At 66.6% G+C, this 26,269-nt stretch carries 20 protein-coding genes; 17 read left to right on the top strand and 3 right to left on the bottom strand.

The annotated features are described in order from the left end of the window. Positions 1–591: 591 nt before the first annotated feature. The 11 genes from AC3QL2_RS13880 to AC3QL2_RS13930 all read left to right on the top strand — a co-directional run bounded on the left by AC3QL2_RS13880 (position 592) and on the right by AC3QL2_RS13930 (position 12,204). Positions 592–1,863: a hypothetical protein gene (locus AC3QL2_RS13880; RefSeq protein ID WP_493230979.1), complete on the top strand. Its 1,272-nt coding sequence runs from the start codon at positions 592–594 to the stop codon at positions 1,861–1,863. Positions 1,864–1,869: 6 nt separating this feature from the next. Further along, a complete protein-coding gene (locus AC3QL2_RS13885) occupies positions 1,870–2,301 on the top strand; it encodes a hypothetical protein (RefSeq protein WP_493230980.1) in 432 nt (143 codons plus the stop codon). Beyond that, positions 2,298–4,625: an ATP-binding protein gene (locus AC3QL2_RS13890; RefSeq protein ID WP_493230981.1), complete on the top strand. Its 2,328-nt coding sequence runs from the start codon at positions 2,298–2,300 to the stop codon at positions 4,623–4,625. Before AC3QL2_RS13885 ends, AC3QL2_RS13890 begins: the two co-directional genes overlap by 4 nt. A gap of 41 nt (positions 4,626–4,666) precedes the next feature. Beyond that, complete coding sequence (locus AC3QL2_RS13895) at positions 4,667–6,871, top strand: OsmC domain/YcaO domain-containing protein (RefSeq protein WP_493230982.1); 2,205 nt, start codon at positions 4,667–4,669, stop codon at positions 6,869–6,871. Between the two features lie 79 nt (positions 6,872–6,950). Continuing rightward, positions 6,951–7,640, top strand: a complete 690-nt coding sequence (locus AC3QL2_RS13900) for an RNA polymerase sigma factor (RefSeq protein WP_493230983.1) — start codon at positions 6,951–6,953, stop codon at positions 7,638–7,640. Positions 7,641–7,680: 40 nt separating this feature from the next. Continuing rightward, positions 7,681–8,265 carry a ferritin-like domain-containing protein gene (locus AC3QL2_RS13905; RefSeq protein ID WP_493230984.1) on the top strand — a complete coding sequence of 195 codons (585 nt, stop codon included), beginning with the start codon at positions 7,681–7,683 and terminating at the stop codon, positions 8,263–8,265. An 18-nt stretch (positions 8,266–8,283) separates the two neighbouring features. Then, a complete protein-coding gene (locus AC3QL2_RS13910; protein ID WP_493230985.1) occupies positions 8,284–8,706 on the top strand; it encodes a c-type cytochrome in 423 nt (140 codons plus the stop codon). A 15-nt stretch (positions 8,707–8,721) separates the two neighbouring features. Beyond that, entirely contained in the window at positions 8,722–9,435 is a 714-nt protein-coding gene (locus AC3QL2_RS13915) for a ferredoxin--NADP reductase (protein WP_493230986.1), read from the top strand. Positions 9,436–9,460: 25 nt separating this feature from the next. Further along, complete coding sequence (locus AC3QL2_RS13920) at positions 9,461–11,107, top strand: putative bifunctional diguanylate cyclase/phosphodiesterase (RefSeq protein WP_493230987.1); 1,647 nt, start codon at positions 9,461–9,463, stop codon at positions 11,105–11,107. Positions 11,108–11,330: 223 nt separating this feature from the next. Continuing rightward, a complete protein-coding gene (locus tag AC3QL2_RS13925; RefSeq protein WP_493230988.1) occupies positions 11,331–11,879 on the top strand; it encodes a J domain-containing protein in 549 nt (182 codons plus the stop codon). Positions 11,880–11,886: 7 nt separating this feature from the next. Then, positions 11,887–12,204 carry a hypothetical protein gene (locus AC3QL2_RS13930; RefSeq protein ID WP_493230989.1) on the top strand — a complete coding sequence of 106 codons (318 nt, stop codon included), beginning with the start codon at positions 11,887–11,889 and terminating at the stop codon, positions 12,202–12,204. Positions 12,205–12,421: 217 nt separating this feature from the next. Here AC3QL2_RS13930 and AC3QL2_RS13935 read toward each other — a convergent pair whose 3' ends face one another. Then, positions 12,422–12,889, bottom strand: coding sequence for a hypothetical protein (locus AC3QL2_RS13935; RefSeq protein ID WP_493230990.1), 468 nt, complete (start codon positions 12,887–12,889; stop codon positions 12,422–12,424). 195 nt (positions 12,890–13,084) lie between these two features. Here AC3QL2_RS13935 and AC3QL2_RS13940 point away from each other — a divergent pair, with 195 nt between their 5' ends. Both AC3QL2_RS13940 and AC3QL2_RS13945 read left to right on the top strand, forming a co-directional pair. Continuing rightward, entirely contained in the window at positions 13,085–17,239 is a 4,155-nt protein-coding gene (locus AC3QL2_RS13940; RefSeq protein WP_493230991.1) for a PAS domain S-box protein, read from the top strand. Beyond that, on the top strand, positions 17,236–18,435 hold the full coding sequence (locus AC3QL2_RS13945) for an ATP-binding response regulator (protein WP_493230992.1): 1,200 nt from the start codon (positions 17,236–17,238) through the stop codon (positions 18,433–18,435). The genes AC3QL2_RS13940 and AC3QL2_RS13945 overlap by 4 nt, the downstream gene beginning before the upstream one ends. Before the next feature lie 19 nt (positions 18,436–18,454). On the opposite strand, the gene AC3QL2_RS13950 is transcribed toward AC3QL2_RS13945, so the two are convergent. Beyond that, positions 18,455–19,363 (bottom strand): hypothetical protein, encoded by a 909-nt coding sequence (locus AC3QL2_RS13950; RefSeq protein ID WP_493230993.1) that lies wholly within the window; start codon positions 19,361–19,363, stop codon positions 18,455–18,457. 465 nt (positions 19,364–19,828) lie between these two features. Here AC3QL2_RS13950 and AC3QL2_RS13955 point away from each other — a divergent pair, with 465 nt between their 5' ends. The 3 genes from AC3QL2_RS13955 to AC3QL2_RS13965 are packed head-to-tail and all read left to right on the top strand — an operon-like array spanning position 19,829 to position 22,574. Further along, on the top strand, positions 19,829–20,647 hold the full coding sequence (locus AC3QL2_RS13955; protein ID WP_493230994.1) for a class II glutamine amidotransferase: 819 nt from the start codon (positions 19,829–19,831) through the stop codon (positions 20,645–20,647). Positions 20,648–20,680: 33 nt separating this feature from the next. Then, the gene (soxC, locus tag AC3QL2_RS13960; RefSeq protein WP_493230995.1) at positions 20,681–21,988 is read left to right on the top strand and encodes a sulfite dehydrogenase; all 1,308 of its coding nucleotides are present in this window, start codon (positions 20,681–20,683) and stop codon (positions 21,986–21,988) included. Continuing rightward, a complete protein-coding gene (locus AC3QL2_RS13965; RefSeq protein ID WP_493230996.1) occupies positions 21,975–22,574 on the top strand; it encodes a c-type cytochrome in 600 nt (199 codons plus the stop codon). Before soxC ends, AC3QL2_RS13965 begins: the two co-directional genes overlap by 14 nt. 93 nt (positions 22,575–22,667) lie before the next feature. Here the strand turns inward: AC3QL2_RS13965 and ftrA are convergent, their stop codons facing one another. After that, complete coding sequence (gene ftrA / locus AC3QL2_RS13970) at positions 22,668–23,663, bottom strand: transcriptional regulator FtrA (RefSeq protein ID WP_493230997.1); 996 nt, start codon at positions 23,661–23,663, stop codon at positions 22,668–22,670. Positions 23,664–23,804: 141 nt separating this feature from the next. Between ftrA and AC3QL2_RS13975 the strand changes: the two genes are divergently transcribed. Next, the gene (locus tag AC3QL2_RS13975; protein WP_493230998.1) at positions 23,805–26,249 is read left to right on the top strand and encodes a TonB-dependent receptor plug domain-containing protein; all 2,445 of its coding nucleotides are present in this window, start codon (positions 23,805–23,807) and stop codon (positions 26,247–26,249) included. The last annotated feature ends 20 nt before the right edge of the window (positions 26,250–26,269 follow it).

Below are 26,269 nucleotides of genomic sequence, written 5' to 3' on the forward strand. Positions count from 1 at the left end.
CGCCGTGAAAGACGTTTTTCTTCATATGAGGGGAGCGGTCTTTCACATGCAAGAGAGTATCGGTGGCATGACTAAATCATTTCTCCATATCGAGATGTGATTTAGTCATGCCGCCGAGTCGTTTTGTCGCAGCGTTAAGGCATTTTTTATATTTCCCGTAGTTTCGGTGATGTGAAAAGAGAAGTTGTCCATATGAGAAAAGGGATCCGTCATGTGATGGATCCCTTTTTTCATATGGAACGGATGATTTGTTGCGCCAGGCAATCGTTTTGCGTCATCACTGAATTGTCAGGCAATGGCCTTGCAGGCCCGATATGGGTTCCGTTTTTTTATTTTTTGTACCGCTAGTGAATTGTTCAGAATGATTTTTTCATTTCTTTCCGGAGGGCGGTGAGGGGGGAGGCGGGCGCAGAGTAGGCGTCGCCGTTCAAACTGTTAAATTTTGGGTGATTACGCGAAATGAATCAGCTTGCGTTGTTCGGGCCGGCCTTGTCTGGCTAAGATGACCTTGTTCAGGGGCGGCGGTTTTCACTGTAAGCGCCTGTTCCCCTGTCTCATCTGGTGTCCTCTTATGGTGCTTGGTCGTTCATCATGCGTCGCGCGCTAGCCAGGCTCTTTGCCGTGATGGCAGGTGTTTTGCCGTCTCTCCATGCCCATGCCGAGGACTCCGTGTTCCAGTCTGTGGCTTCAGCCGTGGAGTTCAAGGGTTTTGGCACCCTGGGGGTGGCGCGCTCGGACAGCAATGATGCCGAGTTCGTGCGCGATCTGTCCCAGCCGCGGGGGATAACGAAGCACTGGACCAGCCGCAATGATTCCGTGGTAGGCCTGCAGATGAATGCGCACCTCGGGCCGCAGACCGAAGGCGTGCTGCAGGTGATCAGCCGCTACCGCCCCGAGGGGACCCACACGCCGGAAGTGTCCTGGGCCTTTCTGCGTCACGAGTTCTCTCCCGATCTGCAGGTCCGTGTCGGCCGGCTGGCGCCGGAAATCTATATGCTGGCCGATTCCCGGCTGGTCGGTTACTCCAACATCGCAATTCGTCCCCCGGCGGATTTCTATGGCTCCCTGGTCTTCGCCTATTTCGATGGCGCGGATGTCATGGTGAGTACTTCGGTAGCGGATGGAGTGCTGCGTGGCAAGCTATATGGGGGGCGCTCCCCGGAAAGAACCGGATTCTTCGATCCGGTGACCTGGGACATCAGGGGTTCGCAGCTGTTCGGCGGTTATCTGGATTTTCTGAAGGGGCCGTGGCAATTGCGGGTCGCCCACATGGAGGTGAAGTTCTCCTCGCCCGAGCAGCCCTTGAACTATCTGGCCAATCTCCTGATCGCTTCCACGCCCGCCCTGGCGCCTTTCAAGTCGATCGCCCCTGTCGATATCACCGGCCAGATACCGGAACTCCGCACCGTCGATACCCACTCCCGCTTCGATTCCATCGGTCTGGTGTACGACAAGGGGGCCTTGCAGATCCAGGGGATGATCGGAAGGATCAGGCATCAAACCGAATCCTATGAGGATAGCCGGGCCGCCTTCGTGCTCGGCGCTTATCGCTTGGGTGCGCTCACGCCTTATCTGGGTTATTCCTGGGTGAGGAGCAAACCGGCTAGTGTCACGACGGTGCCTGCCGGTCCTTTCGGCCCTGCATTGAATATGTTCGCGAAGGAGATCGTCGCGGGAACTCATCTGGACCAGCATACGGTTACCTTGGGAGTACGCTGGGACTTCCGGCCCAATTGGGCCTTGAAGTTCCAGGCGGATGCCATTCGCGGCAGCACTGATTCAATATTCCTGTTCCGCGGGCCCAATATCCACTGGGACGGGCACATGAATGTATTCAGTGCCGCGTTGGATTTTGCCTATTGATCCGCCATGGCGAAGCTGCGTACGCTCCTGTTCGTGCTGCTGGCCCTGCTGGCGCCCGCGTCCGTGCTGGCGGAGGTGGTCGTCGTGGTAGGGGCCGGCAGCGGCATCAAGGCCCTGACGCAGGACGAAGTCATCAACATCTTTCTCGGACGCTACCGAAAACTGCCGTCGGGCGTCCTTGCCAGGCCTTACGACCTGCCCGTCGGTGATGAGCTGCGCACGGTTTTCTACCGCAAGTTGGTGGACAAGAATCCGGCGGAAATAAGCGCCTATTGGGCGCGACTCTATTTTTCCGGCAAGACGAAGCCGCCCGAAGTGAGCTCATCCGTGCAGGAGCTGATCAAGGCCGTGGCGACGGTCGAGGGTGCGATTGGCTATGTCGAACGCAGTCAGGTCGATGAGCGGGTGCGGATCGTTTTGCCCCTGGGGAATCCATGAGCGCCCCCGGCATCGTGGAACCGGATGCACCACAACCCGTGATGTCGGGCTTCAGGAACCGCGGCATTGCCGTGCATGCAGCGGGAGTGACGGTCGTCGCCTTCCTCGTCGCCGCCATTGTCTCGATGGCGTATACCGCGCATGTGACCGGGGAGAGGGCGATCAGCACCATCGAGGCTCGCCTCGAAAGTCTGCTGGGGACAGTGGAAAGCGCGCTGAAAGTAGTGTGCTATGTGCAGGATCGTGAATTGGCCAAGGAAGTTGCCCTGGGCTTGATGAGCAATCCGGAAGTGCTAGGCGTGGTCATCCGCAGCGACGCCGAGGTCCTGGCGCAACTCGAGCGGGGGGGCAGTCGCCGCTCAGTGGCCAGCCATGTCAAACCCATCACCCGACGCATCGGATCGCCCTTCAGCAAGGAAAAGACGATCGGTGAAATCACCTTGCTGGCGGACGGGCAGGTCGTTGCCGCACTGCGTGACTCCGATATTCGCCTGGCGCTGCAGCAACTGGCGCTGCAATTGCTATTCGTCCTGCTGGTCATCGTGGTGGCTTTCGGGCATTTCTTCATTCGCCCGATGCTCCGGATTTCCTCGGATCTGAAGCAGAAGACACCTGGGGACCGCAAACACCTGTCGGTTCCGCGGGGGCATGCGGGCACCGAACTGGGCCAGCTGGTTGCCGACATCAATGCCTTGTCGGATCGGCTGGCCGACGCCATGGACGAGTCGGAGCGGGCGCGCCAGCTGGCGGAGGCGGCTTCGGAAGCCAAAGGCGTCTTTCTCGCCAACATGAGTCACGAGATCCGGACGCCGATGAATGCCGTGCTCGGGCTGGCCCGCATCGGGGCGCGGGACAGCATGGAGGCGCACGGACGGGATCATTTCAAGCGCATCCTGACGGCGGGGGAACACCTGCTAGGCGTACTCAACGATATCCTGGATTTCTCACGCATCGAGGCCGGCAAGCTCGACATCGACGCGGCGCCGATCTGCCTGTCCGCCTTGATTGCGGAGACGGGCGAACTCGTGCGCCTCCGTTGCCAGGAAAAGGGGCTCGATCTCGCCCTCGATGCCGCACAGAACCTGCCAGCCTGGATTCAGGGGGATGCACTGCGGATACGGCAGATCCTGGTGAACCTGCTTTCCAATGCGGTCAAGTTCACCGCCCGGGGGCGTGTGTCACTGGCGGTGCGGGTCGAGGGGGGCGACTTGTTGTTCGAGGTCGCTGATGAAGGCATCGGTATGAGCGCAGAGGTGCTCGAGCGCATCTTTCTGCCTTTTGAGCAGGCCAACAACCAGACTACCCGCAACTTTGGCGGAACCGGGCTGGGGCTGGCGATTTCGATGCGCCTGGCGCGCCTGATGGGCGGCGGAATCGAGGTGAGGAGTACGGTCGGGCAGGGCAGCTGCTTCAGCCTGCGTCTGCCCCTGGTCGAGGCCGCGGCGCCTGAATTCCGCTCCGACTGCACGGATCAGGCCCTGCCCGCAGCGAAGCGGCTGGCAGGCCTGCGGGTGCTGGCTGCCGAGGACGTCGAGCTCAACCGCGTGGTGCTGGAGGATCTGCTGCTGCATGAAGGCGCCTACTGCCGCTTTGCCGAGAACGGCCGTCAGGCCGTCGATTGCCTCAAGCAGCAGCCCGCCGCCTACGACGTGGTGCTGATGGACATCCGGATGCCGGAGATGGATGGCTACGAGGCGACCCGCTTGATCCATGCGCTGGCCCCTGGCCTGCCGGTGATCGGCCTGACCGCCCACGTGGTGCAGCGGGAGCAGGAGCGCTGTTTGGCGGCGGGTATGGTGGCTCATGTGGCCAAGCCGATCGAGCCGGACCGCCTGGTGGCGGCGATCCGGCAGGTGGTCGATTTCCGTCTGATCGACCCGCGCACGGCCCCGCCGAGGGGCGACCTGGCCGGTGGGTCGGAGCTGGCGGCGGAGCAGGCTGGCCTGGCGGGCTCTGCCGGCGCCGGTGTGCTCGACTGGGCCGCCCTGCGACAGCGCTTCGCCGGCCGACCAGCCCTGGTCGACAAGCTGCTGCACCGGGCGGTGGAGGATTTTTGCGAGATGCCGGCCGCTTTACGCCGGTTGGGGGCCGAGGCGAACTTTGCCGAACTCCAGTTCATTGCCCATCGCCTGAGCGGGGTCAGCGGCAATCTGTCCGCCACCTCCTGCCGGGAACTGGCGATGCAGTTGGAGCACGCCGCCGGAGAGGGCAGCCCCGAGTGTGGGCAACTGGCCGGGCTGCTGGCCGATGCATTCGACGCCCTACGGCTGGAGATCCAGGCCAATCTCGACCACACGGGTCTCCCACCGGGAAAACCGCGATAATGGCGACCAACTCGTTTTGAACGCCATTTCGGAATTCCCCCATGGAAATCAAGGTCAATTTTCTCGACAAGCTTCGTCTCGAGGCCAAGTTCGATGACTTCACGGTAATCGCCGACCAGCCCATCCGTTATAAGGGCGATGGCTCGGCGCCAGGGCCGTTCGATTACTTTCTGGCGTCCTCGGCCTTGTGTGCGGCCTATTTCGTGAAGCTGTACTGCGAAACCCGCAACATTCCCACCGAGAACATCCGCCTGTCGCAGAACAACATCGTCGATCCGGAAAACCGCTACCAGCAGATCTTCAAGATCCAGGTCGAATTGCCGGCGGATATCTCCGCCAAGGACCGGCTGGGCATCCTGCGCTCCATCGACCGGTGTACCGTCAAGAAGGTGGTGCAGACCGGGCCGGAGTTCGTCATCGAGGAAGTGGAAAGCCTGGATGCCGACGCGCAGGCCCTGCTGACGCTGAAAGCGGATTCCGACGCCAGCACCTATATCGTTGGCAAGGATCTGCCGCTGGAGCAGACCATCGCCAATATGTCGGGCGTTCTGGCCGGCTTGGGCATCAAGATCGAAATCGCCTCGTGGCGCAATCTGGTGCCCAATGTGTGGTCGCTGCATATCCGCGACGCCCATTCGCCGATGTGCTTTACCAATGGCAAGGGCGCGACCAAGGAAAGCGCGCTGGCGTCGGCCCTGGGCGAATATATCGAGCGCCTCAATTGCAATCATTTCTACAACGACCAGTTCTGGGGCGAGGACATCGCCAATGCGGCCTTCGTGCATTACCCGGATGAGCGTTGGTTCAAGCCGGGCAAGAAGGATGCGTTGCCCAAGGGCCTGCTCGACGATTACTGCCTCGAGATCTACAACCCGGACGGCGAGCTGCGCGCGTCGCACCTCTACGACACCAATTCCGGCAATACGGAGCGCGGCATCTGCACGCTGCCCTATGTGCGCCAGTCGGACGGCGAGGTGGTGTATTTCCCGACCAACCTGATCGACAACCTGTTCCTCAGCAACGGCATGAGCGCCGGCAATACGCTGCCCGAAGCGCAGGTGCAATGCCTGTCGGAAATCTTTGAGCGGGCCGTGAAGCGGGAAATCCTCGAAGGCGAAATTGCGCTGCCCGATGTACCGCAGGAAGTGCTGGCCAAATACCCCGGCATCGTGGCCGGCATCAAGGGCCTGGAAGATCAGGGTTTTCCGGTGCTGGTGAAGGATGCGTCGCTGGGCGGCGAATTCCCGGTGATGTGCGTCACGTTGATGAACCCGCGTACCGGCGGTGTGTTCGCGTCCTTCGGCGCGCATCCCAGCCTGGAGGTGGCGCTGGAGCGCAGCCTGACCGAATTGCTGCAGGGCCGCAGTTTTGAAGGCCTTAACGATCTGCCGCGGCCCACTTTCGAAAGCAATGCCGTCACCGAGCCGAACAACTTCGTCGAGCACTTCATCGATTCCAGCGGCGTGGTGTCGTGGCGCTTTTTCAGCGCCAAGGCCGATTACGAATTCGTCGAATGGGATTTCTCCGGCCACGGCGAAAACTCCAATGCGATGGAGGCCGCGACCCTATTCGGCATTCTCGAGGAGATGGGCAAGGAAGTGTATATGGCCGTCTATGATCAGCTCGGCGCCACGGCCTGCCGCATCCTGGTGCCGGACTATTCGGAAATCTATCCGCTGGAAGACCTGATCTGGGATAACACCAATAAGGCCTTGCTGTTCCGTGAAGATATCCTGAACCTGCATCGCCTCGACGATGCCCGCCTGGAAGCGCTGCTCGAGCGGCTGGAGGACAGCGAGCTCGACGATTACACCGACATCATTACCTTGATCGGCATCGAGTTCGACGAGAATACGGAATGGGGCCAGCTGACCATTCTGGAATTGAAGCTGCTGATCAATCTCGCCCTGCAGCAATTCGACGCGGCGAAGGAACTTGTGGAAGCCTTCCTGCAATACAACGAGAACACGGTCGAGCGCGGCTTGTTCTACCAGGCCCTGAACGTAGTGCTGGAGGTGGTGCTGGACGACGAGCTGGAACTGGCCGATTACGAGGCCAATTTCCGCCGCATGTTCGGTAACCCGCGTATGGACGCGGCGATGGGCTCGGTGGACGGCAGCGTGCGCTTCTTCGGCCTGACGCCGACGAGCATGAAACTGGAAGGGCTCGACCGCCACCAGCGCCTGATCGACAGCTACCGGAAACTGCACACGGCGCGGGCCAAGGTGGTGGCTTCCGCCGGCTAGAAATTCCTGATGCTCCCCTGAAACGGGGAGCGCAGCACCTGCATCCAATGGGTTGACGACGTACGCAACGGAGCAACCCATGATCCCGGACCAACACCCCGTCACCCAGGCTGCCGATGCAGACCTTGAGCTGGCGCATGCCGTTGCGGCAGGCGACCAGGATGCCTTCAAGACGCTGATGCGGCGCCACAACCAGATGCTGTTCCGCACCGCGCGCAGCATCCTGCGCGACGACCGGGAGGCCGAGGAGGTGGTGCAGGACGCCTACCTGCTCGCCTACCGGGGCATGGGCCAATACCGCGGCGAAGCGCGGCTGTCCACGTGGTTGATCCGGATCGTCGCCAACCGGGCGATCCGTCGCCGGCAGCGCCTGGGCCAGGAACGGGCGATCTTTGCCGCTAGCGATGCCCCCGCGGGCGAGGAGGACGACGACATGGGCGAGAGCCGTTTCCAGAACCCCGAGTCCGCCGCCGCCAACGGCGAATTACGCCACTTGCTCGAAGCCCACATCGACCGGCTGCCGGACCTGTACCGGGAGATCTTCGTGCTGCGCGGCGTCGAGGAGCTCAGCAACGAAGAGACCGCCGGGATTCTCGGCATTCCCGAGGCGACGGTGCGCACTCGCTTCTTCCGGGCCCGGCATCTTCTCAGCAAGGCATTGGCCAAGGATATCGATGACGTCTTCGGCGAGGTGTTCGCCTTTGCCGGGGACCGCTGCGACCGGATCGTTGCGGGCGTGCTGGCACGCCTGCGGCAGAAGTCCGTTTGAGCAGCCCCGCGCTGCACCCCACCGCACAAGGAGACGAATCATGAATGCACTGATCAAGCAGGCCGTTGCGATCGTCGAACCGCGCCGCAGCTTCCTCGGCCAGACTGGCCTGCTGCTTTCCGGCACGGCCATTGCGCTGCTTTCCGGCCGCGAGGCCTTGGCTGCCAAGGCCGCCAAGGCCGATGGCGCGGCCGAAAGCGACCTGCGCATCCTCAACACCGCGCTGGGCGCCGAACTGGAAGCCATCGCGGCCTACCAGGTCGGTGCCGAAAGCGGCCTGCTGCAAAAGCCGGCTCTCGATCTGGCGCTCACTTTCCAGGGCCATCACAAGCAGCATGCCGACCTGCTTGCCGGCACCATCGGCAAGCTCGGCGGGCGGCCGGTCAGCGCCAGGGACAAGTACAGCTTTCCGGTCGACACGCTGAAAAACCAGACCGACGTGCTGCGCTTTGCCGCCGGGCTCGAGAAGGGCGCGGTCAGCGCCTACCTGGGCGCCATTCCGTTGTTCGGTAACCGGGATCTCGCCAAGGCCGCCGGCAGCATACTCGGCGACGAGGCGATGCACTGGGCCGTCCTGCGCCAGGCAGTTGGCGAGGTGCCGGTCCCCGACGCCTTCGTCCACTGAGGCGGGAGGACCACGGCCATGGGCACGCTGCACGCCCTGGGTGGGCTGCTGCTGGGCGCCGCGCTCGTCGGCGCGTCGGCGGCGGATGCCCCCGCCGACGCCTATGCGCGGGGCGCCCAGGTGTATGAGCGCTGTGCCGCCTGCCACGCGCTGGAGACCGACCGGACCGGGCCGCGGCACTGTGGCCTGATCGGCCGGCGGGCGGGGAGCGTGCCGGGCTTTCTCTATTCGCCCGCCATGCGCCGTGCCGGCTTCGTGTGGAACGAGAGGACGCTCGACCGCTTCCTCCGTTCGCCGCCCACGGCCGTCCCCGGCACCAGCATGGGCTACGATGGGATCAAGGACGACGGCGAGCGGCGGGACCTGATCCTGTTCCTGCGCGAAGCCGGCCGCTCGGCGCGCTGCCAGAATCTGCCGGTGGGCGCCGAGCGACTTCCGTAGAAGGAGGACACGGAGATGAGCACCTACACCACACGGCTGATCGGCTCTGAATTGGTCGCGGAGCGGACCATGGCCTTCCATTTCGAAAAGCCCGCGGACTTCGTGTTCCGGGCCGGGCAGGCGATCGACCTCGCCTTGCCGACCGTGCAGGAGGACGGGCAGGCCGCCCGCCACGCCTTCTCGCTGATCAGCGCCCCCCACGAGGCCCGCCTGAGCATCGCCACCCGCCTGCGGGGCAGCGCCTACAAGGAGGGCCTGCGTGCGCTGGCGCCGGGCGCCGCGGTGGACATCGACGGTCCGTTCGGCAGCCTGACCCTGCACAGGGACGCCGCCCGCGACGCGGTGATGGTGGCTGGCGGTATCGGGATCACACCCTTCGTCAGCATCCTGCGCCAGGCGGCGCAGCAGCGCGCGGCGCGGCAACTGGTGCTGGTCTACTCGAACCGGCGTGCCGGGGATGCCGCCTTTCTGGACGAACTGCTGGCCCTGGCCCGCGACACCCCGGGCTTGCGCGTGATTCCGACGCTGACCCAGGCCGACGCCGTGCCGCCGGGCTGGACGGGGCGTAGCGGCCGGATGGACGGCGCGCTGCTGGTCGGCCTCGCTGCTACGGCGCCGATCTACTACCTGGCCGGGCCACCGGCCTTCGTCGAAGCCATGCAGGCCGATCTGTGCCGCCATGGCGCCGACGAGGACGATATCCGCAGCGAAGGCTTCTACGGCTACTGACGGGCAGCAGATTCGGGAGAGCGGCATGTTCGACTATGGCCCCGAAGCCATTGCAGGCATCCTCGGCACCAGCCTCGATGCCGCATTCACCATCGATGCCCATGGCCTGATCGTCGATGTGAATCCGGCCGCCACGCGGATGTTCGGCTGGCAGCGCGAGGAGTTTCTGGGGGCCAACATCTCGCTGATCGTGCCGTCGCCGCTCAAGGAGCAGCACGACGGCTTCCTGCGCGCCTTCAGCCCGGACCGGGGCGTCAAGCATGTGCTCGGCAGCGGCCAGCGGCTCGACGGCCTGCGCAAGGACGGCTCGCACTTTCCGGTCGAGGTCGGCATCTCCGCCTTCGAGCGGGACGGGCGGCGCTACTTCACCGGCTTTGTCCGCGACATGAGCGAACGGCAGCGCAGCGAGGACTGCATGCGCTACTTCGCGCTGCACGACGCCGAGAGCGGCCTGCTCAACCAGCGGGGCTTTGCCGAACACTGCGCCGGTCTGGCGGAGGGCCAGCGGCGCATCGCGGTGTTCCGGCTCGAAGAGTTCCGGCGCTTCTCGGTGGCCTATGGCGAGCGCTGGAGCATCGCCACCGTGCAGGAAATCGCCGCCCGTCTCGGGTCCGCGCTGGCGCCCCACGAAACCGTCGGGCGCGTGCGCGAGGACAGTTTCGCGCTGTGGCTGGGCGACGATGCTGAGGCGCGGGTGGACACGCTGGCCGCCGTCCTGCGCCAGCCTTATGCGCTGGACACGACGGTGTTCCTGCTGACCGTCACCTTCGGCCTGTCGAGCCCCAGCGGCGGCTATGCCGATCTGCTGCGCACCGCGCAGTGGGCCTGCGACCGCGCCGGCGCCGCCGGCCGCGGCGGCATCAATGCGTTCACCGACGGCCTGCAGCAATCGACGGTGCGCGAGTTCTGCATCGAATCCCGCCTGCGCGAGGCGGTGCGCCACGACCGGCTGATGCTGGTGCTGCAGCCCAAATGCCGCCTGGCCGACCGGCGGATCGTCGGCGCCGAAGCACTGGTGCGCTGGGACGACCCGCAGCTGGGCCCGGTCCCGCCCGCCGAATTCATCCCGCTGGCCGAAAGGCTCGGCCTGGTGGGCGAGATTACCGACTGGGTGCTGCAGCGCAGCCTGGTCGAGATCGCCATGTGTCCCGACCCGGCGATCAGCGTCGCCGTCAATTTCTCGGCACTGGACTTCTACCACCCCAACTTCGTCGCCCGCCTGTGCGGCACGCTGGCACAGGCTGAACTGGCGCCGGGCCGGCTGGTCATCGAACTGACCGAGTCGGCCGCCGTGCAGGACGTGCCCTCGGTCAATGCCCGGCTGCAGGCGCTGCGTGCGCTGGGGGTCGGGGTCTCGCTGGACGACTTCGGCACCGGCCACACCGCGCTGGCCTACCTGCGCCACTTCGCCGTCGATGCGCTGAAGATCGACATCGCCTTCGTGCGCGATCTGCCGGATAACCAGACGGCCGTCAGCGTCGCCCAGGCCATCGTCGCGCTGGCCCGCGGGCTGGGGCTGGAAACGATCGCCGAAGGCATCGAGACCGAGGCCCAGGCCGCCAGCCTCACCGCCCTGGGTGTTGATATCGGGCAGGGCTTCCTGTTCGGGCGCCCGTTGCCGCCGGCCGAATTCCACCGGCTGGTCCGCCAGCAGAGCGAGACCACCGTGTAAGCCGGCCGGCACGGGCCGTGCCTGCTGCGCTTGCTTGGTGCGCAATTTGCAACCCCGTTGGGAACAGCGTTCAAACGGGCGATTCTTGTCGTGTTTCCTTCAATTCAAGCCACTTACCAGGCCGCCTGTCCGGCGAGTTCAGGCAGCGCGTCGGACAGGCGCCACCCTCGCGGCCGCGCGCGGTCCCGGCGATATCACGATGGCCAGGCCCGGGAGGCCAGGCATGCATGACGCGTATGCGGCCGCCGGCGACGAGGAATGGGTGATCTGGAACGGCGGGCTCGGCCTTGTCACCACCGCCACGCTCGGCCGCGTCGAGCAGGGCGGCAGCTGCCGCCAGGCATGGCTGGACGACCCCTTCGACATGGTCGGGCCGTTCAGCCTCGACGAACTCGAGACCCACGGCCGCATCGCCTTTGCGGCCTGCATCGTCATGTCGCGCCAGCGTTGGCAGGACGATCAGGCGGAATTGCGTCATGAATCGATCCACCTGCGCCGTGCCGCCCAGCAGCGCATCAACGAGGAGTTCGCGCGCTTCTCCGGCGGGCAAAGCCACCACAGTCGCCACCCTGGCATGCGCCAGCCCGAGGACGAGCGGCAACACCGCGAAGCGCTGAACCTGCCGGCCGACGGAAAGCTCGACCGCAGCCAGGTCAATGCCGCCTTCAGGAAGCTCGCCCAGAAAGCCCACCCCGACGCCGGCGGCAGCCACGAACGCTTCGTACGCATCACGAAAGCCCGCGCCGCCTTGCTCGAAACGATCAACAGGTGAATGCCCCATGACCCAGATCATCGAATTTCCCGTTCCGAACAACCCGCGCAATCACGACTACGATGCCGACATCGAGGAAATCCTGGCCTCCATCCCGGCGAAGCATCGGGAAAAGCTCCGCTTCGAGTTGATCAAGACGATCGACAGCTACGACACCTATTTCACCCAATGGTCCCTGAGCTTGCCGGAGGGCTGCGATGAAACGCTCAAGAAGCAGATCTACGACCTGGCCCACCAGGAGCACGGCCGGAAAATACGCATGCTGAAGGACATCATGCGGCTCAAGGCACGGGTGCTGGTTGCGGAGTACCACAAGTCCCGGTGAGTGGGCCTGAAGCTGCCTAGCGGGCACCCCTCGAACCCGTTCTGTCCCCCGCACTCAACTTCACCCGACGACCGCTTTGGCCGATCATTTGCCCGCAGCGACAGGCCGTTGATCGCCGGAGTTGCTGCCCGGTCTTCACGCCCGGCCCCTCTTTGACCGACCTCCAGCGATTTGATCAGTCGTCGGTGAAATTCGAGGACGCGATCTTTCCTCACGCCTATTTCTGACGGCGCACCATTTCATTCCCTTTCACCCCGCTTGCCTCCATCAATTCGCGGAGCGCCTCGGCATCCAGCGCGCTCCACAGGTGTCCGCAGGACAGGCAGGCGCGGAAGGGGTGGCGGCCGTTGAGTCCGACGGAGTGGCGCAGCGCGAGCAGGCGAAGGCCTTTCGGAAAGAAGCGCTCGGCGCGGCCGTCGTCGTTGCGGTTGGCGTAGATGCGGCCGTCCACCAGCGTCGTCGCGCCGCAGGCCGGGCAGGCCCGCAGTGGGGGGCGCGTGCGGATGCGTGGGTTCGGTTGGCTCCACGGGAGGTCGAAGATGACCACGGCGAGGGCCAGGATCGCGACGATCACCGCGAGGATGACGAAGACCGGGCCCAACATGCCGAGGCCGTCGCGGAGGGTGGCCGCTACGTAGAGGGCGCCGAGCAGCACGAAGAAGGCGATGATCCGGCGAAGGGACATGGAGGCGGTGGTTGAGGGTGAGGAATCGCCGCCCATGCTGCCCGGTTTGCCTGTTTGCTTCAATCGCGCCATGTCGGATAGCTCGCCGTCGGTATGCGGCAGGGGTGACTTACCTTTTCACAGCGTTTCCGAGGGCAGGAAGGCGTTTCTTGCACAATAATGAGGCCAGTTCCAATCTGATCGGGTCCGTTTCCCATGCTTCAGTTCGCCGGTGCCCTGTCGTTTTTCCGTAGTTTCCGGAGCCAGTTGTCGGTCGGCCTCGGTGGCCTTGCGCTGATCATGCTGGTGGCGACGATGCTGTATTTCGGCCGGCTCATCGCCGACCAGGCCAGCAGCGCCGCGATCCGGGCGCTGCAGGGCAATGCGGCGACGGCCGCCGATCTGCTGGCGGTCGGCCTGCAGGAGCGGCGCCGGGAGATCCTGCTGCTCAGCGGCGGCCCGGCGCTGACGCAGGCCGATCTGGCGACGCCGCCGGTCCAGGTGCTGCTGGAAAAGCACCAGGCCTTGCGCAGCGAGTTCGCATGGATTGGCATCGCCGATCCGGGCGGGAAAGTCCAGCAGGCCACGGGCGGTTTGCTGGTGGGGCAGAACGTCGCGGCGCGTCCGTGGTTCAAGACCGGGCTGGCCGGTCCGTTCGTCGGCGATGTGCACGAGGCGGTCATGCTGGCGCGCCATCTGGGCAAGCCGGATGACAGGGAGCCCCTGCGCTTCATCGATGTCGCCGCGCCAATCCATGACGGCCAGGGGCAGCTGAAGGGCGTGGTGGCGGCCCACATCCCCTGGTCCTGGGTGGTCGATACGGTGGACAACGTGCTCGCCCGGCGCAGCAAGGGCTCCCGGCCGGAGGTCTTCATCGCCAACGGGGAGGGGATCGCGCTGTATCCCCTGAGCCGTCTCGGCGCGTCCGTCGTGCCGGCGCAGGGGCAGGGGATGGACGGTGTGCGCGACGAGGTGGTCGATGGGGTCCGCTATCTCACCGCCGTGATGCCGGTGCCGCGGGAGGACAACGGCCTCGGCTGGCGCATCGTGCTGCGCGAGCCCTTCGATGAGGCGCTGGCCGACGTGGCGGTGCTGCGCCAGCGCATGCTTGGCATCGGGCTGCTGATCGTGCTGGTTTTTGCGGCGCTGGCCTACCGGTTCGCGGCCCGCGTCAGCCGTCCGCTGGAAGCGCTGACCCGCACCGTGGAGCGCTTCGGGGCCGGAGAGCTGGGTGCGCGGGTGGCGGTGTCGTCCCGCAATGCGGCGGAACTCGGCGCGCTGGGCGCTGTTTTCAACAGCATGGCGGACAAGCTGCTGGCCGCCCGTTCGTCGCTGGAGGCCCAGGTCGCGGCGCGTACGGCCGAGCTGGAGGCCTCGCGGGCCGGTTTCCAGCTGCTCGCCGAAAATGCTTCGGACGTGGTGTTCAAGGGAAACCACCACGGCATCCTGGAGTGGGTCTCGCCGTCGGTGACCGGCCAGGTCGGCTGGACGCCGGACGAGATGGTCGGCAAGCCCTTCCTGGCGTTCGTGGATCCGCAGGACCATGCCGCGATACTGGAATTCCGCCAGGGCCTGCAGCCGGGCCGGTCCGGGGTCTTCGAGGCCCGCGTGCGCAAGCGCGAGGGCGGTTATTGCTGGGTTTCCGTGCGGATCAAGCCGTTCGGCGATGCCTGTGGGGTGGTCGAGTCCTACATCGGTGGGTGGCGCAACATCGACGCGGAGAAGCGCTACCAGGCGGAATGGCTCAACGCGCGGGAGGTGGCGGAGCAGGCGGTGCAGCTCACGCAGGAGTCGGAGCAGCGTTTCCGCACCATCTTCGACGAGGCGCCGGTGGGCATCGCCCTCATCGACTCCCTGAACGGCCGCATCCAGGAGGTGAATCCGAAATTCGCGCTGATTGCCGGGCGGACGCGGGAGGAAATGCTGGCGATCGACTGGATGGCCATCACCCATCCCGACGATCTCCAGGAGGACCTGGACAACATGGCCCGCCTCAATGCCGGCGAAATTTCCTTCTTCGAGATGGACAAGCGCTACCTCCGCCCCGACGGCAGCCCGGTGTGGATCCGCATGAAGGTCGCGCCGGTCCAGGTGGCGCCGGGGGAGCGGCCGCGCCACCTGTGCATGGTCGAGGACATCATGGAGCGCAAGCGGGCCGAGAAGCGCCAGCAGCAGATCCAGAAGCACCTGCGCGACGCGCAGAAGATCGCCAATCTGGGCAGCTGGACCTGGGACGTGGCGTCCGGTGCCAACGAGTGGTCGAACGAACTGTTCCGCATCTTCGGCTACGAGCCCGGCGAGGTCGAGGCCAGCTACGCCCATTTCTTCGATCTGGTGGCACCGGAAGATCATGCCCACGTGAAGGCTGCCATCGCCGAGACTCTGGCCGGGCGGGCGGCCTACCGCGTCGAATGCCGCATCAACCGGAAGGACGGCTCCCAGCGCACGATCCTGACGCAAGGCGAGGTCGAACGCGATGCCGCAGGCGAGCCGGCCAGCATGACGGGCACGGTGCTCGACATGACCGAGCAGAAGCTCTTCGAGCAGGCGCTGGTGATGGCGAAGCACGCGGCCGAGGACGCCAGCCGCGCGAAGGGCGACTTCCTGGCGTTCATCAGCCACGAACTGCGTACGCCGATGAACGCGGTGTTCGGCATGTCCCAGCTGCTCGAACAGACGGCCCTCGACGACGAGCAGCGGACGATGCTGGGCAAGATCCAGATCGCCGGCCGCACGCTGCTGACGATCATCAACGACACGCTGGACCTGTCGAAGATCGAGGCTGGCGAGCTGGCGCTGGAGATGCGGCCGTTCAGTCTGCTGGCGCTGCTGGAGGAGCTGCGCTCGGTGTTCTCGGTGCAGGCCGTCAACAAGGGCATCGCCCTCAGCGTGGTGGCGCCGCCGGACGGGATTCCGCCGGTGCTGCTGGGCGACGACACGCGCCTGCGCCAGATCCTGATGAACCTGCTGAGCAACGCGATCAAATTCACCGAACGCGGTGAAGTCCGCGTGACGCTGCTGGCCATCGACCAGCTCCCCCGGCTGCTGCGCTTCGAGGTGGCGGACAGCGGCATCGGCATCCGGCCCGAGGCGATGGCTTCACTGTTCACGCCCTTCACGCAGGCCGAAGCCTCCACCACTCGCCGCTTCGGTGGCACGGGCCTGGGCCTGTCCATCGTCCGCAAGCTCGCCGAGTTGATGGGCGGGCAGGTCGGTGTCTGCAGCGAGGCCGGTTGCGGCAGCCGGTTCTGGGTCGACATTCCGCTCATTGCGGCAGATCCGGCGGCCCTGCCGCAGGCCGAGGCCAAGCTGGACCTCGCCGGCTTCCAGTGGCTGACCGGGGTGCGGGCGCTGGTGGTGGACGACAGCGAGATGAACCTCGACGTCGCGTTTAACACCTTGCAACGCCAGGGCGCCGAGGTGAGCCTGTGCATGAACGGGCAGCAGGCGCTGGACTGGCTGGCTGGGCATCACCACGCTGTCGACATCGTGCTGATGGACATGCAGATGCCGGTGATGGATGGTTTCACGGCCACCCGCCGGATGCGGGAAGACGGCCTGCTGAACCAGATCCCCGTCATCGCGTTCACCGCCGGCGCGCTGGCCAGCCAGAAGGAGCAGGCCCTGGCGGCGGGCGCCAGCGCTTTCCTGACCAAGCCCGTCGATCCGCAGCAATTGATCGCCACCATTCGCGCCGAACTGGAGCGCCGCACCGGCGTGCCGCCGGAAGCCCGGCCGCTGGTCCGCGGGATGTCGCCGGAGCAGGCCTGGCCGGAGATTGCCGGGCTCGATGCGGACGGTGCCCGGCATCGCCTGGGCGGTGACCCGGATCTGTTCCTGTCGATGGTGGAGCGTTTCCTCGGCGAGTTCGCCGGGGCGCCGTCGGTTGGCGATGCGCTGCTGGCGAGGGACGGGCTGGCGAAGCGGATGCACAAGCTGGTCGGCAGCGCCGGCCTGATCGGTGCCCTTGGCGTCGCACGGCTGGCTACCCAGCTCGAAAGCCTGGCCCAGGCTGGCGATGCCGATGGTCTGGACGGCGCGCGGCGTGCCCTCGCCGACGCGCTCGCCGGCTTGCAGCAGGCGGCCATGCCGGTGATCGCCAGCTGGCAGGCCCAGGCCGCCCGGGCGCTCGAACGGGCCAGCCAGACGGTGGAGCCGATCGAGCGGGCGGAGATCGACCGCCTGTGCGCGCTGCTCGATGCGCAGGATTTCGAGGCGGGGCAGTGCTTCGATGCGGCGGCGCCGGCCTTGCGGGCCCATATCGGCGCTACACTGTTCGCGGAACTTGCCGCTCGCATGGCCGAGCTGGATTTCAGGAGCGCCAGCCAGTTGCTCAAACCCTATGGAAGCGCGAGAAAGGATCTGCTGTGACGACCACCAAGCCGATGATCCTGATCGTCGACGACGCGCCGAGCAATGTGCAGGTGCTGGCCCACATCCTGTCCGACCGCTGCAAGGTCAGCTTCGCGCTGTCCGGCGAGCAGGCGCTGGAGTTCATCAGTCATAACCGGCCCGAGCTGATCCTCCTCGATGTGCAGATGCCCGGCATGGATGGCTACGAAGTGCTGCGCCAGTTGAAGGGCGACGCGGCCACCCGTGACATCCCGGTCATCTTCGTGACGGCCATGAACGATTCGGCCAGCGAATCCGCCGCCCTCGCCGCCGGTGCGATGGACTTCATCCACAAGCCGATCAACCCGGACGTGGTGCGCGCGCGGGTGGACGTGCAACTGGCCCTGCGTGCCAAGGAAGTGGCCCTGCGTCTGTACAACGACAACCTGGAAGAACTCGTCGCCGAGCGTACCCAGGCGCTCCGCAAGGCCCAGCTGGCGGCCGAGGCGGCCAGCGTCGCCAAGACCCATTTCCTCGGCAACATGTCCCACGAGCTGCGCACGCCGCTGCATCAGCTGTCGGCGATGATCCATCTGCTGCAACGCACCGAGCTGTCGGACAAGCAGAAGAGCCTGGCGGACAAGATGGTGCCGATCCACAAGCGGCTCATTGATCTGGTGGACGGCATCCTCAAGCTGACCGAGCTGGAGTCGCGGACCATCGTGCTGCGCGAGGAACTGCTCGATGCCCGCGCGGTGGTGGAGGAGGTCGTCGCGGACAGCCAGGGGCGGGCGATGGCCAAGCAACTGCAGCTCATTGCCGATGCGGACGCCTTGCGGGGCCTCACGGTGATCGGCGATGCCGCCAACCTGCGCCTGGCCTTGCTGTGCTATGTCGGCAATGCCATCACCTTCACCGAAAAGGGCTCGGTCTGCATTGTCGCGACGTGGGAAGTGGACACCCGCGACGCGGCGGGCGAGGCGGCCGAACTCACGCTGCGGTTCGAAGTGCGCGATACGGGCATCGGCGTTCCGGCCCATGCCGTGCCGCGTCTGTTCACCATCTTCGAACAGGTGGACAACTCGCCGACGCGGCGCTTCGGCGGCACCGGCATCGGCCTCGTTACGGTGAAGAAGCTCGCCGAGGCGATGGGCGGCAGCGCCGGCTGCTTGAGCGAGGAAGGTCGCGGCAGTACGTTCTGGTTCACGATCCGGGTCCGGCGCGCGCCGGCCTAGCTCGCTCGTCTTGCGGCCGTCAGCCCGGCGGCCGCTGGGCGCGCCGCAGGCTGAGGTACTCGCGGGCGGCGGCGAGCAGCAGCGCGGTGGTGTGGACCACCCAGTCCCCGCGGGTCTTCTTCCAGTTGCGCCAGCCGTCCGGCAGGCGCTTGTCCCGGAACATGGCGACCAGGTCGTCCAGGTCCACGGCCGGGTCGCCGTCGATCTCCCGGCGGCCGGGCTGGTTGGCCAGGAAGGCGAAGAGCAGGCCGAACTCGCCCGCCGCGCCGACCAGGTTGTCCTCGCCGAGCAGGCGGGTCAGCTTCTCTTCCATCCGCCGATGGGCGGCATCCTGATCGTCGGCGCCGCCGAACAGCGTGTGCCACAGCCGGCTGCCGGCACTTTCCGCGAGATCCAGCAGGTCGGAGGCGAGCAGTCGGGCCACGTGGCTGCCGAGCACCTTGGCGGCCGGGTCGCGGGCCAGGTTGGCGGCGATGAAGTGCCCCACGTCCGTGCGGCGGATCCAGCCGTCCCGCGCCAGGGCGGCGAGGCGCGCGAAGGCGTCGGGATCGAAGCGGCCCGAGCCGGGCGTGGCCGGATCGCCCATCAGGATGCCGCTGTGGCCCGGATGGGCACCCTGGGAGCCGGGGAAGCCCAGGAAGAACAGCCCGGCGGGCACCGGCCGTTTGATGTGCCCGGTGCCGTCGTCCATGCTGGCATGGTTGCCGGCGGCGAACAGCACCAGCAGGTCGCCCAGGTTGCCGCCGCCGCTGTTGCCGAGGATGCGCAGGTCTTCGAGGCGCGCCAGCGGGGCGTCCGCCCCGTTGCATACGGGCAGCACGCCCTCGGCGACGAGGCTGCCGACGAAGGGGCAGGTGGCCTGCTGTTCCGCCAGGCGTCGCTTGGTGTCGTCATCGAGCATGACGGGGTGGGTGCTGGGTTCGCCCATGGTGTGTGCTCCGCAAGAGGCCGCCCGCCGGGGCGGGGAATGGCCGGACTCTCAGCCTAGTTGCCGGCCGGTAGGCCGGCAAGGGCGGATGCGGCTGTGCCGATGCCAGCAGCGCTGCCGGCCGGGCTGCCCCGATTGCAGCATCCGGCGGTGCTCCTTGAGGCTGGCTGGCCGTGCGGGGCGGAGGCTGTGAGGGCGCCGTCCGCCACTCAACGCGGGGCAGGGCGGGGAAGGGCCTCGGGCGGCGGGGCAGGGCGATGCACCCTGGCGTGGATTTTGCGGTGACGGCGGGCTGTATCCCGTCAGCCAGAACAAGATCAGGTCTCCTTCCATGATGTCTTGCATCCGCCGCTTTCCGTTCCTCCGTCTTGCCGCCACGCGGCGTGCCGAGCCTGGTCGAACGAGCCTGCGCCCGTATCACGACCTGCCCTGAACGCCAGGTCCCGCCGCGCCGGAACTGATCCCATGTGCCAACTGCTTGGCCTCAACAGCAACCTGCCCACCGACATCTGCTTCTCCTTCACGGGCTTCCGGGCCCGTGGTGGAGAGACGGACAAGCATGCCGACGGCTGGGGCATCGCCTTCTTCGAGGAGGGCGGCGTGCGTGTGCTGCACGACCCGCAGCCGGCCTGCTCGTCGCGGCTGGCGGCGCTGGTGGCGGATCATCCGCTGCACGCCACCACCGTCATCGCCCATATCCGCAAGGCGACCATCGGGGCGGTCCGCCTGGAGAACACCCATCCCTTCTCGCGCGAGCTGTGGGGTCGCCAGTGGGTGTTTGCCCACAACGGCACGCTGCTCGACTTCGCGCCGGTCATCGAGGGCCGCTTCCGGCCGGCTGGCACCACCGACAGCGAGCTCGCCTTCTGCTGGCTGATGGAAGGCCTGCAGCGCCGCTTCGGCGACCACCCACCGGAACGCCTGGCCCTCTTCGAATGGCTGCGTGGGGCGGCCATCGCGCTGACCCGCTTCGGCGTCATCAACTTCCTGTTGTCCGACGGCGAGCTGCTGTTCGCCCACAGTTCAACGCGCCTCAGCCACGTGACGCGCCAGGCGCCTTTTGGCGACGTGCAGCTGGTGGACGCCGATCTCAGCGTCGACCTCGGCTGCCGCCTCGACCCGGCGAGCCGCACCGTCATCGTCGCCACTGTGCCGCTTACCGCCAACGAGCGCTGGGTGCCGATGCCGGCCGGCAGCCTGTGGTGCTTCCAGGCCGGCGAGCTGGTGGCGATGGCCCCGACGAGGGCCGGCAAGGCGCCGCTGGCCACCGACGACTGCGTGTAAGCCCTTCTTCCGACGACTCTCCCGCGAGGACCCATGCCCCCCTATCTGCCTCCGCCCGGCTTCGACGCCGGTGACGATCTGGTTGCCGACAAGAGCGCCAAGCCGCCCGGCCGCCGCCGCTTCCTGCAGGGCGGCGCGGCGTTCGCCGGTGTTGCCGCCGCCACGTTGGCCAGCCCGGCCCGCGCCGCCGGCGAAGCCCTGCCGGTGCCGGCGTGGACGCGCAGCCAGGGGCGGCCGGCGGCCAATCCCTATGGCCAGCCGTCGGGCTTCGAGGGGCGGGTGATCCGCCGCGTCCGCGAGGGGGCCCAGCCGCCATTTCCCACCGCGGCGTCGAGCCTGACGCCGCTGGCCGACATCTTCGGCACCATCACCCCCAACGGGCTGGTCTTCGAGCGCCACCACGCTGGCATTCCGGACATCGACCCGGAGCAGCACCGGCTGGTGATCCACGGCCTTGTGCAGCGACCGCTGTCCTTCAGCCTCAACGACCTGTTGCGCTTTCCGGCGGTGTCCCGCGTGCATTTCCTCGAATGCGCCGGCAACAGCGGCAGCGAATGGAGGCCGGCGCGCAAGCTCACCGTGCAGTCATTGCACGGCCTGTTGAGCTGCTGCGAGTGGACCGGCGTGTCCCTCGGCACGTTGCTGCAGGAGGTCGGCGTGGCGCCGGAGGCCAAATGGCTGCTCGCCGAAGGGGCCGACGCGGCGGCGATGACGCGCAGCGTGCCGCTGGACAAGGCCCTCGACGATGCGCTGATCGTCTACGCCCAGAACGGCGAGATGCTGCGCCCGGAGCAGGGCTACCCGCTGCGCCTGCTGCTGCCCGGTTGGGAAGGCAACATCAGCGTCAAGTGGCTGCGTCGCCTCAAGCTCGGCACCGCGCCGTGGCAGAGCCGCCAGGAAACCTCCAAGTACACCGACCTGCTGCCGGACGGCACGTCGCGCCAGTTCTCCTTCGTGCTCGACGTGAAGTCGGTGATCACCGGGCCATCCGGCGGGCAGATCCTGAAAAACCGTGGCCGCCAGCAGATCAGTGGCCTGGCCTGGTCCGGCCACGGGCGCATCCGCCGCGTGGACGTGTCCATCGACGGCGGGCGCAACTGGGAAGAGGCCGTGCTGCAGATGCCGGTGCTCGACCGTGCCCTGACCCGCTTCAGCCTGCCCTGGCTGTGGGACGGCGGTCCGGCAGTGCTGCAGAGCCGCGCAGTGGACAGCCACGGCAACGTGCAGCCGACCCGCAGCCAGCTGATCGCCGCCCGCGGCACCGAGTCTGCCTACCACCACAACGGCATTCAGAGCTGGCAGGTGCTGCCGAGCGGGGAGGTGCACAATGTCCACGTTTGAACGCAAGCCGCTGGCGGCTCTGGTCGGCGCGCTGGCGCTGTCGACCGTGCTGTCCGCCTGCCACAGCCAGCCCGTACGGAGTGGCCAGCCCCTCGGCCTCGGTACGCCGGTGGACGCCGCCCAACTGGCGGCCTGGGACATCGACATCGATGCGGACGGCCGCGGCCTGCCGCCCGGCAGCGGCACGGTGGCCGCCGGCCAGCGCATCTACGAGACCCGCTGCATCGCCTGCCACGGCGCCGGTGGCCAGAACGGCATCGCCGACCGCCTGGCCGGCGGGCAGGGCAGCCTCGCCACCAAGACGCCGGTGCGTACCGTCGGCAGCTTCTGGCCCTACGCTACCACCCTGTTCGACTACGTGCGGCGGGCGATGCCCTTCGACAGCCCGCAGTCCCTGGCGCCGGACGAGGTCTATGCGGTGAGCGCCTACGTGCTGCACCTCAACGGCCTGCTGCCGGCCGACGGGCGCCTCGACGCGGCCAGCCTGCCGCGCATCGTGATGCCCAACCGGGACGGCTTCAAGGTGGACGACCGCCCGGACGTGATCGGTACGCGCTGCATGAAGGACTGCGTGCCGGGTTCCTGAAGCCCCGGCTGCTGCCCGCTTCCCGTGCGGGCCGGGCAGCAGTGTTGTGGCGGCGCTGCCCGGCCCGCAGCAGCGGGCGGCTTTGAAGGAATCTCAGGCGGCGGCGTCCTCCGCCACATCGCCCTGGGTTTGCAGGAAGGCCCGCCGGTAGCTCGACGGGCTGACCCGCGCGACGCGCCGGAAATGGTGGCGGAAGGACTCCTCGGAGCCGAAACCGGCCCGCTCGCAGATCGCCGCAATTGGCACATGGGGCGTTTCCAGCAATTGCTTGGCCAGCGCCACCCTTTCCTGCAGCAGCCACTCGTAGGGCGACAGGCCGGTGGATTCGCGGAACTGGCGCTGCAGCGTGCGTGGGCTCATGGCCGCCCGGTCGGCCAGCGAGGCCACCGTATGCGGGTGCTCCAGGTGCTGGCGGACCCAGTCGATGAGGCGCGACAGGCGGCCGGATTCGTCGGCCGGCAGCGGCCGCGACACGAACTGGGCCTGGCCGCCCTCCCGGTGCGGCGGCACGATCAGGCGCTGGGCGACCCGGTTGGCCACGCGGCTGCCGTAATCCCGTGCGACGAGGTACAGCATCATGTCCAGCCCGGCCGCCGAGCCCGCCGAGGTGAGGATCTGCCCGGCATCCACGTAGAGCGAGTCGGCTTCCACCTGGATGTTCGGGAAGCGCCGCTTCATCTTGTCCGTGAAGCGCCAGTGGGTGGTGGCCCGTTTGCCGTCCAGCAGGCCCGACCAGGCCAGCACGAAAGCCCCCGAGCAGATCGAGCAGATGCGCGTGCCCCGCGCATAGGCGGCGCGCAGCCGGTCCTGCAGCGCGCCGGGCGGCGGCTCGTCCGGGTCGCGCCAGCCGGGAATGATGATGGTATGGGCCAGATCGAGAATCTCCAGCCCGTTGGGGGCTTCGAAACGGATTCCGCCACTGGCGCGCAGGGTGCCGCCCTCGGCCGAGCAGACCGCGAAACGGTACCAGTCCACGTCCAGCTCGGGGCGTTGCAAATCGAATATTTCGGTCACGCAGCCGAATTCGAAAGCGCCCAGCCGATCATAGGCGACGGAGACGACGAGCTTGTTTTTATCTTTTATTTTCATATGGATATGAGCAAGGCAATGGCGCAATGTTGAGGTTGATTGTCCGTTCCTCCAATGCCATGCAGGAATCCTGCCAGGGATAATTTCGACTCGTTCTCGTCAATCCCGACCGGATATCCGTCAGCACTCCAAGAGGAATCAATGAGCCCCAGCCTCCGTCACACGACCGCCCTGCTGACCCTGATGTCATCCGGCTATGCGCTGGCCCAGACCCCGGCCGCCGACCCCGGCGCGGCCGATCCGGCCCAGTCCTTCGACACCGTCATCATCACCGGGACCCGCCAGGCCGGCCTGAAGGCCGCCGACAGTCCGGCACCGATCCAGATCCTCGACGCCGCCACGCTGAAGCGCGGCGGCTCGCCCGACCTGATCCAGGCCCTCACCCAGAACGTGCCGGCCTTCACGTCCGACGCCAAGGGCGGCGACGCGGCGGCGCTGACCACCGCCGCCCGCCTGCGCGGCCTCAACCCCAACCACACGCTGATCCTCATCAACGGCAAGCGCCGCCACGGCACCTCCAACGTCAATGTCACCGGCGGCGCCTTCTCCGGCGGCGCGTCGGCCGATCTGAGCCTGATCCCGCTGTCCGCCATCGACCACATCGAGGTGCTGCAGGACGGCGCCGCCGCCCAGTACGGCTCCGACGCCATTGCCGGCGTCATCAACATCATCCTCAAGCGCAACGACCAGGGCGGCAGCGTCAGCTTCGGCGGCGGCCAGTACTACGACGACGACGGCACCAGCGGCAACCTGTCCGCCAACGTCGGCCTGAAGCCCCACGAGGATGCCTTCCTGAACCTCAGCGTGGAAACCAAGTACCACGGCCACAGCGACCGCAGCGACTACGACGCGCGCTTCGTGCCGCCCTACCTGACCGCCGCCAACGCCAACGTGAAGAACGTGCCGGGCTATCCCTACGTGAACCGTACCTTCGGCGATGCGGCCGTGCGCCAGACCATCCTGTCCGCCAACGGCGGTATCGACCTGTCCGGCGGTACCGAGCTGTACGGCTTCGCCACCTATGGCGCCAAGCACGCCGAGGCGATCCAGAACTACCGCGGCACCTCCACCGCGCCGGGGGTCTATCCCCTCGGCTTCAGCCCGGTCGAAGTCCATGACGAAGAGGACTTCGCCTTCACCGTCGGCGTGAAGGGCGAGGCGCCGGCCGGCTGGCGCTACGACCTGGCCACCACCTACGGGCGCGACTACGCGTCGGTGGGCAACATCGACTCGCTCAACGTGCAGCTGTGGAAGGACACCGGCAGCACCCAGAACCGCTTCTACGAGGGCTATCTGAAGGCCAACCAGACCACCACCAACCTGGATTTCAGCCGCGACTTCAACGTGGGCTGGGCCTCGCCGCTCAACGTGGCCTTCGGCGCCGAGCACCGGGTGGACGAGTACGCCATCGGCGCCGGCGAAGCGGCTTCCATCTACCGCGGCGGCGCGGCGGCCTTTCCCGGCTACACCGCGTCCGACGCCGGCAACCATAAGCGGCGCAGCAATGCGCTGTACGTGGACGTGGCCGGTTCGCCGATCGACAAGCTGAAGCTGGATGCCGCGCTGCGCACCGAGCGCTACAGCGATTTCGGCAGCGCCACGGTCGGCAAGCTGACCGGCCGCTACGACGTGGCACCGAGCTTCGCGGTGCGCGGCACCGTCAGCAATGGCTTCCGTGCGCCGACGCTAGCCGAGCAGAGCTATTCCGCCACCTCGGTGTCGCCGACCACCGCCTCGGTGATCCTGCCGACCTCGGCGGCCGCCGCGCGCCTGCTCGGCATTGACGAGCTGAAGGCCGAGAAGTCGCGCAACTTCAGCATCGGCATCGTCGCCAAGCCGGCCGCGAAGGTGACCGCCACGCTGGATGTCTATCAGATCAACATCAAGGACCGCATCCTGCAGAGCGGCACGCTGTACGGCATCCTCAACGGCGCGGTGCGCGCCGACGCGGTCAATGCGGCGATCGTTGCCAACGGCAACAGCATTCCGGCCGGCCTGTCGTCCACCGGCGTGGTGGTCTTCTCGAACGCCGGCGACACGCGCAACACCGGCGCCGATGCGGTGGTCACCTACGCCGACGAGTACGGCGGCTTCGGCCGCGTGGACTGGAGCCTGGGCGCCAACATCAACCAGGTGAAGGTCACCAAGGTGAAGGGCGCGCCGAGCCAGCTCAATGGCCAGCAGTTCCTCGACAAGACGGCGATCAGCTACATCGAGGATTCGTCGCCGGCCTTCCGCATCAACCTGGGCGCCCTGTGGCGCAAGAACGACTGGACGGTGAACCTGCGCGAGAACGTCTTCGGCCCGTCGTCGTATTACACCTCGGTGAACAACGTCACCTATTACGAGAACCGCACCGGCACCAAGTTCATCACCGACCTGGACGTGACCCGGCAGATCACCAAGGCCTGGGCCGTGACGGTGGGCGCCAACAACCTCTTCAACGTCTATCCGGACAAGCTCAACAGCGACTACCGCCAGGCCCTCAACGCCGCCGGCCGGCAGAACATCTCCCAGTACGCGTCCTTCTCGCCGATCGGCATCAACGGCGGCTACTACTACTTCAAGGCCAACTACCGCTTCTGAGCGGGCGCCGATTCACGGAG

This window comes from Zoogloea sp. GW822-FHT05C07, from assembly GCF_058800215.1.